General features: G+C 73.9%; 7 protein-coding genes. 5 read left to right on the forward strand and 2 right to left on the reverse strand.

What is annotated here, in order from left to right; genetic code table 11:
• Positions 1-80: 80 nt before the first annotated feature.
• The 4 genes from ACZ404_RS12540 to ACZ404_RS12555 are packed head-to-tail and all read left to right on the forward strand — an operon-like array spanning position 81 to position 11,717.
• On the forward strand, positions 81-4,175 hold the full coding sequence (locus ACZ404_RS12540; protein ID WP_468438839.1) for a tubulin-like doman-containing protein: 4,095 nt from the start codon (positions 81-83) through the stop codon (positions 4,173-4,175).
• 2 nt (positions 4,176-4,177) lie between these two features.
• A complete protein-coding gene (locus ACZ404_RS12545; RefSeq protein ID WP_468438999.1) occupies positions 4,178-7,156 on the forward strand; it encodes a hypothetical protein in 2,979 nt (992 codons plus the stop codon).
• A complete protein-coding gene (locus tag ACZ404_RS12550) occupies positions 7,153-9,228 on the forward strand; it encodes a hypothetical protein (protein ID WP_468438841.1) in 2,076 nt (691 codons plus the stop codon). The genes ACZ404_RS12545 and ACZ404_RS12550 overlap by 4 nt, the downstream gene beginning before the upstream one ends.
• Positions 9,225-11,717 carry a hypothetical protein gene (locus tag ACZ404_RS12555; protein WP_468438843.1) on the forward strand — a complete coding sequence of 831 codons (2,493 nt, stop codon included), beginning with the start codon at positions 9,225-9,227 and terminating at the stop codon, positions 11,715-11,717. The genes ACZ404_RS12550 and ACZ404_RS12555 overlap by 4 nt, the downstream gene beginning before the upstream one ends.
• A gap of 23 nt (positions 11,718-11,740) precedes the next feature.
• Here the strand turns inward: ACZ404_RS12555 and folE are convergent, their stop codons facing one another.
• Together folE and ACZ404_RS12565 are read right to left on the reverse strand one after the other, a co-directional pair.
• A complete protein-coding gene (gene folE / locus ACZ404_RS12560) occupies positions 11,741-12,424 on the reverse strand; it encodes a GTP cyclohydrolase I FolE (protein ID WP_468438845.1) in 684 nt (227 codons plus the stop codon).
• 54 nt (positions 12,425-12,478) lie between these two features.
• A complete protein-coding gene (locus ACZ404_RS12565) occupies positions 12,479-13,183 on the reverse strand; it encodes a helix-turn-helix transcriptional regulator (protein WP_468438847.1) in 705 nt (234 codons plus the stop codon).
• A gap of 107 nt (positions 13,184-13,290) precedes the next feature.
• Between ACZ404_RS12565 and ACZ404_RS12570 the strand changes: the two genes are divergently transcribed.
• The gene (locus ACZ404_RS12570; protein WP_468438849.1) at positions 13,291-13,728 is read left to right on the forward strand and encodes a hypothetical protein; all 438 of its coding nucleotides are present in this window, start codon (positions 13,291-13,293) and stop codon (positions 13,726-13,728) included.
• Positions 13,729-13,737: the final 9 nt, after the last annotated feature.

Consider the following 13,737-nt stretch of genomic DNA (forward strand, 5'->3'; position numbering starts at 1 on the left):
CACCGCGGCCACCGCGCCGCGTCACCAGACGTGCCCAGCACCAACCCGCGGCCGCCCCGGCCGCGAGCGGGGAGGAAACCATGAAGATCTTCCAGCCGATGCTCTTCGTCGGCCTGGGCGGCACCGGGGGACTCGTCGGCGCCGAACTCGAACGCAGACTGCGCACCGAACTGTGCGGCCCCGACGGCATGGCGCTCACCCGGCAGAGCGGCCACGCCCCCTTCCAGCTGCCCGACTGCCTCCAGTTCGTCTACGCCGACTACAGCGAGACCGACCTGCACCGGCTGCCGCAGTTCAACGTGGACCCCTCGCTGCGGGCCGCCTACTCCCGCACCTCACGGGCCACCCACAACCTGCTGCCGAACTTCGACAGTTCACCGGAAGTCACCAAGATGCTCCGCGCCAGCCTGCGTGAGGAGGTCGCGAGCTGGCTCCCGCCGGTCATCGGCGAGCCGGAGGTCACCCCGCTGCACAACGGCGCCGGCCAGCTCCCCACCGTCGGACGCGCCGCCCTCTTCGCCACGCTCCGGCACGGCCTCGGCCCCGTCCTGGAACCGCTGCTGCAGGCGATCGACGCCCTCGCCAAGTCGGCGGGCGAACTCAGCGACCTGGGCGGCAGCAGGGTCAACGGCTGCGACGTGTTCGTCGCCTTCTCGGTGGCCGGCGGCACCGGCGCCGGCATCTTCCTGGACTACCTGCACCTCATCAACTACGCGTTCCAGCTCCGGCGGTTCGACGGCGTCAAGATCTACCCGCTCGTGGTCATGCCGTCCTCCTTCTCCGCCGCCACCGGCGGCGGGCGCGAGGCGGAGCTCAACGCGGCCCGGGCCCTGGTCGACCTGTTCCGGCTGGTCGACCGGCAGAACGCACCGACCGAGGGCGCCGAGATCGGCGACCTCGACCACGACGCCGGCTTCGCCATCCACTACCCGGGCACCACCCCCGTCCGGCTGCGCACCGGCATCCTCCCGACCGCGTTCCTGTTCAGCCCCACCGCCGGCATCCGCGCCGACGACCTGCGCCGCTCCATCGTCTCCCTGGTGATGTCGCTGATCGGCACCGAACTGGGCGACGGCCGCTCCCGGGGCCGCAAGATGGCGGCCGACGACGACTACCAGACCTTCTCTGCGAGCTTCATCAACCGCGGCGTCGCCCGCAGTTCGCTCTCGCCCACCGGAATCGGCCGGCAGGGCGTCTCCACCAGCCTCGTGGCCTCCATGACCGCCCCCATGGACCAGCTGGCCGACCTGGTCGCCGGCCGCATGCTGCGCGAGGCGGTCAGCGAACTCGTGGAACGGCCGCGGGCCGCGCTGCGCGGTGACAACGCCGTGCTGATGATCCGCCAGCTGTTCGCCGACTCCCACCTCGAAGCGCTGTGGGAGCGGCGGCAGTTGCCGGTGCCGGAGCCCGAGCCGCTGCCGCGCGGCGGCAAGAACATCGAGCAGGCGCTGGGCGAGCGCATCGCCGACATGCAGCGCCAGCTGTCCGCCCTGCGGGTGGAGGCCGAGCACGAGGCCGCCGTCATGGCCGACCGGTTCGCGCCGCGCCCCGCCATCGACAAGCTGCTGCAGAGCGTCGACCCCTTCCTCGCCGAACGCGTCGTACGCGGCATAACCGACAGCGACAACGCGATCGTCAAGCTCGGCTTCCTCGGCATGCTCGACAGCCGCGCCCGCGCCCCGCAGCGCCCACCGGGGGTCACCGAACAGCCGCCCAAGATCCCCCGGATCAAGGGCCAGCTGGCCGGCATGGCCCCCGCCCGCTGGGGCGACGAGGCCGTCCAGGCCGCCATCCAGGAACAGGACGCCTGGTACCAGTGGCGCTCCCGGCTGATCTGGCACGAGGCCTGGCGCGAGCAGCAGCAGATCTGGCAGCCCCACGCCGACGCGGCCGGAACCGACCTGGACCGGCTGGTGCGGGCCTTCCGCGGCCACGGCGACCAGGAGCGCAAGGCCTCCGAGCAGAAGGGCCACGAACTCTACGAGGACCGCACCGGCATCTCCTACCTGCTGCCGCCGCAGCGCACCCTCAACCACTTCTACGAGGACGTCGTCACCCGCCTGATCCGGCGCGAGGGGCTGCGCGAGACCGACTACGTCGACGGGCTGCTGCTCAAGCTGGTCGACGGGGACACCTGGCGCCGGGTCCACACCCGCAGCCGCCGCGACCCGGACGGCGCCGTCGCCCAGGTCAAGGGCCAGCTGGAGGCCCGTGTCACCCGCCTGTTCGCCGAGAGCGGCACCCACCTGGAGGAACGGCCCCTGCTGCCCTCGATGGGCACCCTGCTGGCCGCCGCGGCGGGCGACCAGGACGCCACCGACCAGGTCAGCAAGGAGGCACTCGACCTGTTCGGCCGCAAGCTGGCCGGGCTGCTGCCCGTCGGGTTCACCCCCGAGGGCACCGGACCGCTGCGGGTCCTCGTCACCCACCCGCGGGTGCAGGCCGTGGAGGAGGTGCAGGAGTACCTCGCCAAGACGCTCAGGCTGCCCTCCGACGCGAAGAACTCCGTGGAGTACCGGGGCGTGGAGAGCGACTCGATCACCGTCGTCCTCTTCCGCAGCGAGATGAGCCTCACCCAGGTGCCCGAAGCCCGCAAGGTGCTGCGCCAGTGGGCCCGGGCCAAGGAGTCCGAGCAGGCCCAGGACGTGCTGCGCTGGCGGCAGCGGCTGGGCTACCGGGACAACTGGATGGTCAGCAGCGAGGAGGACCGCCGCACCATCCTGCACCGGCTGCTGTGCTGCATGTGGAACGGCCAGGTCGACGTCGTCGACGGCGACCCCGCCTCGCCGGACCGGGTCCGGCTGCGGCTGTTCCCCGAGACCGGCCCGCACGTGCCCGGCGTACGGCTCCGGCTCGGCGACTTCCCCGGCGGCGTGTCCAGCTGGGCGGAGCTGCTGCGCTCCTACGAGCGGTGGACCGTCCTCGACGACGAGCGGACCGTCGAGGACTACTGCCGCGAGCTGATGACCGCCCAGCCGCGGGGCCTCGCCCGCGCCGGCAGCGAACCGCACCCGCTCTTCGTCGACCTGGTCGAGAAGATCGCCCCCCGCCAGCTCGAGCTGCTCGCCGACCGCCGGGAGCGGGGCGGCGACCGGGTCGAGGGCTGGGTGCGGCCGCTGTGGGAGTTCTGGGCGGAGACCCTGCCGGCCGCGCTGGACACCGAGTTCGGCGACCAGCGCGCCGTCCAGCCGACCTTGCGCACCTTGCTGGAACACGTCCGCGGCGGCACACCGACCCGCTCGCGCCACCGCGACGACATCCCGGAACCCCGCCACTCCGACGACGACTGGGGCACGACGCCGGTCTCGTCCTTCGACACCTACCGCACCGAGGGCGAGCGCACCCGTCGACCCTCCGCGAACGGCCATGGCGCCGCGCACGGGGAGAGCCACGAAGAGACCCACAAGGACGACCGAGGCGAGCGCTTCACCTCCGGCGCGTACGGCGGCGGCCGGGGCGGCGAGCGGTTCGCCGAGGACGACCGCGGCGGGACCTACGGCGGCGGCCGGTACGCCGGCGACCGGCATGGAGCGGACGACCGTGCCGGTGCGTATGACGGCGGCCGTGCCGACCGGTACGCCGGTGACCGAGCCAGTGCCGACGACCGTGCCGGGGCGTACGGCGGTGGCCGTGACGGCCGGTTCGGCGGCGACGACCGTGGCGCCCACGACGGTGGCCGGGGCGACCGGTTCGCCAAGGACGGTGATCGTGCCGGGGCGTTCGACGGGGCCAGGAGTGACCGGTTCGCCAAGGACGATCACGGCGCGGTGTACGACGGGGCCAGGGGCGACCGGTTCGCCGAGGACGGTGATCGTGCCGGGGCGTTCGACGGGGCCAGGAGCGACCGGTTCGCCGAGGACGGTGATCGTGCCGACGGCTACGCCGACCGGCCGGAGGATTCCCACGCGTGGGGGAGCCGCCGGGCCGACGCCATCGCCAAGGACGGTCACGACGGGTACGCGCCGGCCGGCGAGCGTCGCGGCCGGGAGGAGTGGCAGGACGACGACGGCCCGGCCGGCCGACGCCGCGACGACGAGGACCGCGGCGGCCGCGGCGACGCGGAGCGCCCCGCGCCCTGGGACGACCCCGCAGGCCCCCCGCCGTACCGCGGCGGCGGCACCGACGACGCGCGCGACCGCTACCGCGACAACCCCTGGGACGGTGACGACCAGTGACGATGGCTCAGGACTACGGCGCCGTCATCCAGCTCGACCTGCGCGCCGGAGCCGCCGAGCTCGACAGCGCGCCGGCCCTGCGCTCCCGGGTCGCCCGCCAGCTCGGCCGTGCCGGGCTGGCGGAACCCGACGACCCGCTCTTCCTGGTGGTCGACACCCCGGCCGGCCTCACCGATCACCAGTTGCAGTACGAACTGCTCACCGGCTACCGGGCCGTCGGCGAGGTCAGGCTGCTGGTCCTGCTGGTCGGCAGCGCCCCCGGCTCGTACGCCGGGGAGGACGAGGCGTTCCAGCCCGACCGCCGGCTGGTGCGCCCCGCCGTGCTGCGGACCACCGGCACCGGCCTGTTGTGGGCCGGCGACCTGCGCTCCGCCCGCACCGCGCTGGAGCAGCCGGCGCCCGACGACCCGGACGCGCTGGCGGTCCTGGTGGACGTGCTGTCGGTCCCGGACCTCTACCTCGAGGTGCTGGACGGCCTGCGGTCCCTGCCCGAGGCCGTCGCCGCACCCGGCGTACGCCTGCTGGAGCAGGACCTGCCGCCCGAGGTGCGCGACCGGGCCTGGCGCGACGCGCTCACCCGGTTCGCCGGCGAGGACACCGACCTCGCCCCGGACGTCCTGCAGTCGGCGTCCACCGGGGCCGATCTGCCCGAGCCGCTGCGCTCCCTGATCGCGGCCCGGGCCGTCCGCGAGAAGCCGCACCGGGAGCCCGGCGGGGTCGCCGACGACGCATATCACGCCTGCGCCGAGGCCCTTGACCACGCCGAGGAGGCGCTGGCCGGGCTGCAGGGCCTGCACGGGCTGGTACGGCCCGCGCGCCGGGACGCGTTCGAGGCGGACGTCGACCAGGCACGCCGGGCCCTCGACGAGTACCGGGACCTGGTCGGCACCGCCCTGCGCGGCGGCGGCACCGCACCGCCCGCCGAGTCCGCCGCCCGGCTCACCGCGCTCGGCCTGCGCGTGCCGTCGGCCGAGGGCATCGGCGAGCGGATCGGCGAGGGCCTGAAGGAGTTCGCGGCCAAGCTCCTCGCCCAGGGCCTGCCGATGCGCGCGGTGGCCCAGCGCTTCACCGGCCTCGCCGGCCGGGTGCAGCCGGTACCGGGTTCGGCACTGCTGCCGAAGCTCGCCACCCACGCCCCGGAGGCCGTGGCCCGGCGGACCGGCCTGGAGGACACCCCGCCGCCCGGCCTCGCGGTCGCCGCGCTGCTGCCGTTCCTGGCGGGGCTCCTGGGCGGGCTGTGGCAGGGGCTGTACCTGCCGCTGGCCCTCGTCGTCCCGCTGGTGTTCTTCGGCATGGCGCTCCTCGGGGCGGTCCGGCTGCGCGGCTCCGGCCGGCCCGGCCGCTGGGCCGTGACCCCGAACGTCGCGGCGTTGGTCGGCGCGGTGGCCGGAGTGGCCCTGGCCCTCGCGGCCGGACCTTCCCTCGGAGTCGGCGGTGCCGGCCTCGTCGCGGGCCTCCTGGTGACCTGGCAGGCGGCGGGCCGGCTGTGGCGCGCGGCGGCCGCCGCCTGGGCGCCGGGCCGTACGACGGCCGTACTGCGCCGCTCCCTGAACGGGCTGGACAACCTGCTGGCCGAGGCGGTCCGCGAGCACTGGGCCGTCGAGGAGCGCCTGTACTGCGCCGACGCCGCCCGTTCCGTCGCCGGCATGCTGCGCGCCACGGCCGCCGCGGCCGAGGCCGAGGCGCTGCCGGAACCCGAACGGCTCACCGCGCCCGGTGGCTTCGGCGGCCCGCGCACCGGCACGCCCGCCGAGGACGACTGGCTCTCCAGCCCCTCCGCCCTGGAGGCGGACGACACCGACTCCGGCTCCGACGAGACGGACGGCGACTGGACGAGCGCCTACGCCTGGCAGGACGAACCCGTCTGGGAAGAGCCGGCCGGCCCGGACCGGCGGGCGGCGGAGCACCGGGAGAAGAGCCCCGCCGGGCTCTGGGAGGACCGCGCCAAGGAGCCCCCGCGCTGGCTGGACCGGGAGAGCGGCGAGGGCGGACCGGAACTGGTCGCCACCCTGGCCGGCGACCTCACCGACGCCGCCCTGGAGGCCATGAAGCCGTACTGGGGCGCCGTCGAACGCGGCCAGGCCGGCACCCCCGCCGTCCGGCGCACCGAGGAGCGGGTCCGCGATCTGCTGTCGACGGCCCGTCGCCACCTCCAGCACAACGGCGTCCTGGCGGCACCGCCGTTCGCCGCCGCCCGCCGGGTCCGCGCCACCTCGGCGAACCTGCTCGGCACCGACCCGCACCGCCCGGCGGAACTGGTCGGCACCGAGGCCGACCGGCAGGCCGTGGTCCAGCTGTCCTCACCCGAGCAGGCCACCCTGCTCAGCCGCGACCCGGCGGCCGCCGTGTGGATCAGATTCGCCCCCCGGGCCGTCCGCGACGAGGTCGAGAAGGCCTGGCGCGCCACCGGTCCCGCCCAGCCGGAGAACGTGCTGTGGACGTCGTCGGGCCGCTACGCGGGCCTGGTCCGGCTCACCCCGCTGCGCACCGGAGTCGTGGACACCGTCCGCCCCCGCTACGGCACCGGCACCGAGGACGGCACCGACCCCTACGAGCGCCGCCACCGCGAGGAGTTCCGCAACCCCTACGACCGCCCGGACCCGTACGGCAACGGACGCGGGCCACACGCCCGACCGGACGCGTACGACCGTGCGGATGCCTACGACACCTACGACCGGCGCGACGAGTACGGCCGGACCGACGCGTACGACCGACGGGAGGCCTACGGCCGACGGGACGCCTACGACCGGACCGACCCGCACGACCGGCGCGATGATGACGGCCGCACGGACCCGCACGACCGACGCGATGCCTACGAGCAGCGGAACGCCCACGACCGCACGGACGCGCAGGACCGGCCGCGCGGTGCGTACGACGACGGAACCGGCGCCGACCGGACCGACCCGTACGGCGGCGACGGCACCGGCGCCTCCGGCCGCCGCCCCGACCCGTCCGACCGAGGGGACGGTGACCGCTGGTGACCCGCCCGGACAAGCTCGAGTTCACCACGCCCTCGGGCCACCGCCGCGTCACCCCCGCCCGCTTCGGCCCCGAGTCCCGCAGGGAGCGGCCGCTGCCCCAGCTCATCCGCAAGTGTGTGCTGGACGACGAGGGACAGCGGTGCGTGCAGGTGCGCCTGTCCGCCGCTGACGCCGCCCACCCGGCCGCCCGCGCCCTGCTGGACACCGAGGCGGGCACCGCCCTGCACCTGCACCGGCTGCTCGACGACACCGAGTACGCGGCGCTCTTCCCCCGGGTCGTCGGCTATGAACCGGACACCGCCGAGCCGTTCCTGCTGTACGCGGCGCCGCGCGGCCTGCCCGCCGCACGGACCCAGGTGATGGCCGCCTCCGACCAGCAGCGCTTCACCCGGGACCTGATGCTGGCCCTGTGCCTGCTGGACGGCCAGGGCCTGGTGCCGCGCGGCCTGTCGCCCGCCACCGTCCTCTGGGACGGCGCCCGGGTGCAGCTGTGGGGCCTTGAGTCGGTGACCAGGACCGGAACCCGTCGCACCCCGTGGGGCCGGCAGCCCTTCTGCCCGCCCGAACAGCGCCGGGGCGAAGGCCTCACCGACCCGCGCGACGCGGTGTGGAGCGCCGCCCAGGTGCTCTACCGGCTGGTCACCGGGCGGCCGGGACCGGCCGACGGGCCGCCCGCCGACCTCGCCGACCACCGGGTGCTCGACCAGACGCTGCGGCGCGCCTTCGCCCCGCGGGCCGCCGAGCGGCCGACGCCCGCCCAGGTGCTCGACCTCATGGCACCGGGCGCCGCCGGCCGCATCAGGGTCGCCGTGCCCGCCGACGAGATGCGTCCGCACCGGGAGGCGTTCGAGGAGGCGCTGCGCGTCAAGCGGCAGGCTCCGGTGGCCCGGGCCGAGGACGCGGCCACGGCGGCCGGACGGAGCAACGGCGAAGTGCTCTGCCCCTACTGCCTGGAGACCATCCAGCTCGACCTGTCCAAGCTGTTCGTCGCCGACGACACGATGCAGTACCGGCAGCCGCTCGACCTCAAGAGCATCACCAGCCCCGTCACCCGGCACGACGCCATGCGTGGTGCCGTCCAGAAGTGCACGGCGAACCCGTCCTTCCCCGAGCACTTCATCCCGGTGCCCTACCTGACGTACGGCCGCCCGCTGACCGTCGCGATGGTCGGCCAGTCCTCCACCGGCAAGAGCCATCTGCTGACCCAGATGATCGCGGCCATCACCGACGGCGGCCTCAAGCCGTTCCGCCTGGAGTGGCAGTCCGTCAACCCCGAGCAGCACGCCCGCTTCGTCCGCGACCGGGTGCAGCCGCTGCGGGGCGGCAAGGTCCTGGACCACACGGCCGCCCTCGGCGACTTCGCCCGCTTCGTGGAGGCGCTGCTGATCACCGACCCCCGCGGGCAGGTGCGTCCCGTCGGCTTCTTCGACCTGGGCGGCGAGGACCTGGTCCGCACCGATGCGGCGCTGCGGTTCCTGCTCGGGGTCGACGCCCTGATCTTCGTCGTCGACCCGGCGCTGGCCCTGCCCCTGCCCCAGCTCGACCACGTTCGGGAGCGCTGGGGCGTGGAGGTGAACCGGGACGGCGACCTCGCCTTCAGCACCGTTCTCGACCGGCTGCCGAAGAACGGCTCCTACCTGGACGTACCGTCCGCCGTGGTGCTCGGCAAGGCGGACCTGCTCCGGTTCCAGCCCCCGGTCGACCGGTGGCTCGCCCGGCCGCCGGCCACCTCGCTCGACCCCGAGCTGGTGCGCGAGGAGAGCCGGGACGTGTACGGGCTGCTGCGCCGGCACGCCGGCCAGGCCTGGCTGCGCCCCTTCGACGCGATCCGCCGCTGCACCCTGCACATCGCGTCCGCGACCGGGGGCCAGGAGGCGGGCGGCCGGTACCCGGCGGGTACGGAGCCCCGGCGGGTGCTGGAGCCGCTGCTCGCGCTGCTGGCGATGCACGGACTGATCGACGTGCCGGGCGGCGCGGACGCGCTCGCCGTGGGGGAGACGCCGGTGATCGAGGCGGTCCCCCGGGAGCAGACGGAAGAAGCCGGGGTGCCCGGGGGAGAGGAACGACAGTGAGCGGATTCCAGGAGCGCGGCCCGGTGCATCAGGTCGTCTTCCGCTGGGACGGCAACCACGGCCGCCAGGGCACCGGCATGAGCGCCGTCGCCCACTCCTGTTCGGCCGAGCGCGCCGAGGAACTGGGCCGGGAACTCGGTCCGTTGCTGTGGGTGTCCGGTGCGGTGCCGGACCGGGGGAGCGTCGTACGCACCGTGTCCCGGGACGGCCGCCACGTCATGCTCGTGCAGCGGTGGTCCACCACCGACCGGGCCGGCCGGCGGAGCACGGTCAGTCATGTCCTCGTCGGTCATCCCATGGTCCTGAAGACGCGTCAGTGCATCGCGCTGGCGTACCAACAGGGCTTCGGCATGCGCGAGAAGGCCGAGGAGGCCTCCGGTAGCCAGGACGAGATCGACTGCGCGGTCCTCGACCGGACGGCCCGCAAGCGGCTGTCCGTCATGCAGGACCAGCTGGACAGCGTCCGGGACGCGCTGGTCCGGGCCACCGCGGAGCTGCTGCGCGACCCGCAGCAGCGGGTGTCGCTGCTCCTGGAGGAGGAGACACCGCTCCACTGGCCGGACACGGAGTCGGTGCCGCTGGTCTACCTCGGGCTGTTCATGATCTTCGGCAACTGGCTGCCCCACGAGTGGACGTTCGCCACCTACGACACGGTGGACACGCATCCCCTGCGGCTGATGGCCGTCCCGCGCTGGGAGCCGGAGACGGGCGGCCCCGGCCCGCTCGCCCGCATCTCGGGCCGCCCCCTCGCCGGTCCTCGCTTTGAACACAGAGCGGCGGCCCAGCTCGTGGAGCACCTCTTCGAGCACCCGGAGGACGGTTCCGGCGTACCCCAACTGGTCCACGAACTCCGCGGCGGCGCGGCCCTCGACTGGGGAGACCGCCGTGTCCGGCTCCATGAGATCCTCGCCCGCCGGATCGCCCGGAGACGCAGGGTGCCGGCGGTGCCGGAAGGACCGGCCCAAGCACCGTATCCGGAAGGGGACTTGGACGTCGACCGCGGTCCGGGCGGCACCTCGGAGCGGGACCTGGACCGGCGGCCGCCGGGCAGCCGCAGGCGGGAGGCGGCCCGGGACCGCGCATGGGAACGGGATCTTGACCGGGACCTGGACCGGGACCTGGACCGGGACGGGGACCGGGTCCGAGGCCAGGAGCCGGACCGAGAGCTGGGCAGGGACCGGGACCTGGATCGGGATCTGTATCGGGACCGGAATCGGGACCGGGACCTGGATCGGCGCCGGGAATGGGACGGAGACCGGGACCCGGACGTGGACCGGGACCGAGGCCTGGACCGGGACCGGGGCTTGGACCGTGACCGAGACAGAGGCCTGGATCGGGACCGAGGCCTGGATCGAGACCGAGGTCTGGACCGGGACCGGGACTCGGACCGGGACCGGGACCGAGACCGAGACCACTTGGACCGGGACCTGGACCGGGGCTCGGACCGGGACCCCGAGTTCGCCAGGAACGAGGCACGGGACCGGGCCCTGGAGCATGAGCGGTCTGCCGGAGCGGTCCGAGTGCCGGAACAGACGCAGGGGCCCACGTACGGGCCGGTGCAGGGGTTCGCCCCGGGCCAGGCGTGGGCCGCGGCAGGGGCGGACACGGGCTCGGTGACCGCAGCGGCCCCACCTGCCGCACGCCCGGACGCACCACCTGACGCACCACCCACCGTGCAGCCTTCCGGACCCGCCGCTGCACCCCCCACCGCCCCGCATCCCACTCCACAGGTGCCGTCCGGCCCGCCGCCCGGGTACGTGGCCGGTGTGCCGTTCGGCGCCGTCCCGACGGGTGGCGGTCCGGCCTCCCGTGATCTGGACGCCCTGCACCGGGAGTTGTGCGAGCACCAGCGCACGGACAGCACGCGGCACGGTCATCTGCAGGTGGAACTCGCCGGCCACGCCGACGGGACGCTCTTCGCCGAACTGCGCTCCGGTGAACTCTCGCCGGACTCCCTGGACCTCGTGCTGGACGAGCTGGGCAGGTCCACCCGTGTCCAGGGGCGCAGCCCGGAGATGCGGGACGCACTGTGCGCCGAGGTGCTCAGGAGGACCCTGTACTTCTCCACGCAGGAGTCGGGTGCGGCGCACCGCACGTCACAGGCGGCCGTGGCCGAGCGGGCGGCCCGGGTCTTCCACTGGGCCGTGGCACCGTCGGCCCGGGACCCACGCCATCTGCACGATCTGCTGGAGCTGTTCGAGTTCCTGAACCGAAACCGCCCGCCGGCCGCGGGCAACTGGATCAGGGACGTCCTGGTCGAGCCGAAGAACGGCCGCCAGGCGCCCGACCTGCCGCCGCAGGTGTGGAGCAACATCCTGCGCAACGAGATCCACAACGTCAGAGCATCCGCCCTGCCCCCGCGTGCCCGGCGCAAGCCGGGCCTCACGACTCGGGTCGGCGACCTGTCGAACAACCCCGGCTGCGTGCTCGGCGTAGGCCTGGGCGTGATCGCCGTACTCATCGGGATCGTCCTGATCGCCGTCCTGTGACGCCGGCCTCGGGAGGGCCCGGGTCAGCCCGGCAGACCCGTCAGGGAGAGGAATTCGGCACGTGAGCGGGCGTCCTGGCGGAGTGTGCCGAGGAGGGTGGAGGTGATCGTGCTGGAGCCGGTGGCCTGGACACCGCGCAGGGTCATGCAGCTGTGCTCGGCCTCGATCACGACACCGACGCCCTTGGGTTCGAGGTGGGTCTGGAGCCAGTCGGCGACCTGCTTCGTCAGGCGTTCCTGGACCTGGGGCCGGCAGGCGAAGTGCTCGACGACGCGGGCCAGCTTGGACAGGCCGAGGATGCGGTGGCCGGGCAGGTAGCCGACGTGGGCGGTGCCGACCACGGGCAGCATGTGGTGCTCGCACACCGATCGGACGGGGATGCTGCGTGCCAGCACCAGTTCGTCGTAGCCCTCGTCGTTGGGGAAGGTCGTCAGGTCGAAGGGGCGCGGGCTGAACAGTTCGGCATAGGCACGGGCCATGCGGCCCGGGGTGCCGCTCATGCTCTCCGTGTCGGTCCCGACGCCGAGCGCCTGGAGGAACTGAGCGGCGGCGCGTTCGGCGGCGGCCAGATCCATGCCGCCCGTCTCGTGGACGACGCGCAGCGGGGTGGCAGGTATCGGAGTCTGGGGGGCGGGGATGCCGAGGGAGCGGGCGGGCAGGTCGGCGGTGTCCGAAACCGAGGCCGTGATCGGTGCGGCGATGTCCATGTCGTACTCCTGGTGGGTCGGAAAGGTCCTGTGGGCGAGGGGAGGCGGTACTGCTCAGTGGCGCCGCGCGGCAGCGGACGGTGAGGACGCCGGCCGCAGGCACACGCAGCAGTGACCGGGGCGGGGCTCCAGGCAGGCCTGGAGCCCCCCTTCGTCGAGGCCCTCGAGCACGCCGCGGAGCAGGTGGAGGTTCATGCCGCACACGGTCTCGGTGTGTTCGCGCGCCAGCGCGTGGAAGGGGCAGTTGCCGAGGACGATGACGTCGCCCTCGCGGCGGGGTTCGAAGCCGTTCTCCTCCAGCAGGCCGAACACGTCCCTCCGGTCCGGTGCGGCGAGCCGGGTGCCCAGTTCACGGGCCTTTCGGTGCAGGACGGCCCGCACCGGTTCGCCCGTGGCCTCCGACTCCTCCAGGGCCTGGGCCAGGAGCCGTCCGGCCAGCTCGTAGTGCCGTTCGGGCAGGCTGACGGTGACCTGCTTGGTGGAGCGCTTGTAGAGCTTGGCGGGCCGGCCGGCTCCGGGGCCGGTCCGGCCGCTGCGCCGCTCGTAGACGACATCGAGCAGTGATTCGTCGGCCAGGCGGTCCAGGTGGAAGGCCGCGGTCTGCCGGGCGAGACCCAGGGCCTCGGCGGCCTCGTCGCGGCTGACCGGGCCCGGCTGGCGCACGACGTGGTCGTACAACCGCCGCCGTGTCGGCTCGTCCAGAGCGGCGACCGCGGAGACGTCGGAGCGGGGTGCTTCCTTCGGGGTGTCCACGAACACCAGTCTAAAACACACAGGCATTGACTAAAGAAGGCAGGGTGCGCTTCTATCGTTAGTGAGAGTTGTAGATAGAAGACCCGGAGAAGAACAGAGAAGAGAGGCGCGTCATGTCGTCCATGACCACGACCACCACGTCCGCCACACCCCGGCGGGAGGTGTTCCGCGACCCCGGCTACCAGGCGTTCGCCATCCTGCGCGTCGGCTTCACCGTGGCGCCGATCCTGTTCGGGCTGGACAAGTTCGCCAATCTCCTCGTGGACTGGCCCACCTACCTCGCCCCGTGGATCGACCACATCGTCCCCGGCAGCGCACAGGCGGCCATGTACGCCGTCGGTGTCATCGAGATCGTCGCGGGCCTCGTCGTCGCCGTCGCCCCGCGCTTCGGGGGCTGGCTGGTCGCCGGATGGCTCGCGGGCATCATCGTCGACCTGCTGACCATCCCCGGGTACTACGACATCGCGCTGCGGGACTTCGGACTCCTGCTCGCGGCGGTCGCCCTCGCCCGGCTCGCCCAGCACCACCACGCCAAGACGCAGCTCCACTGAAGCGGAGCA

The sequence above is a fragment of the Streptomyces sp. NPDC030798 genome, assembly GCF_055572275.1.

What these genes read in the sequence shown, in the direction of transcription:
- ACZ404_RS12540 (WP_468438839.1), top strand. Translation starts at nt 81, where the DNA reads ATGAAGATCTTCCAGCCGATGCTCTTCGTCGGCCTGGGCGGCACCGGG.
- ACZ404_RS12545 (WP_468438999.1), top strand. Translation starts at nt 4,178, where the DNA reads ATGGCTCAGGACTACGGCGCCGTCATCCAGCTCGACCTGCGCGCCGGA.
- folE (WP_468438845.1), bottom strand. Translation starts at nt 12,424, where the DNA reads ATGGACATCGCCGCACCGATCACGGCCTCGGTTTCGGACACCGCCGAC.
- ACZ404_RS12570 (WP_468438849.1), top strand. Translation starts at nt 13,291, where the DNA reads ATGTCGTCCATGACCACGACCACCACGTCCGCCACACCCCGGCGGGAG.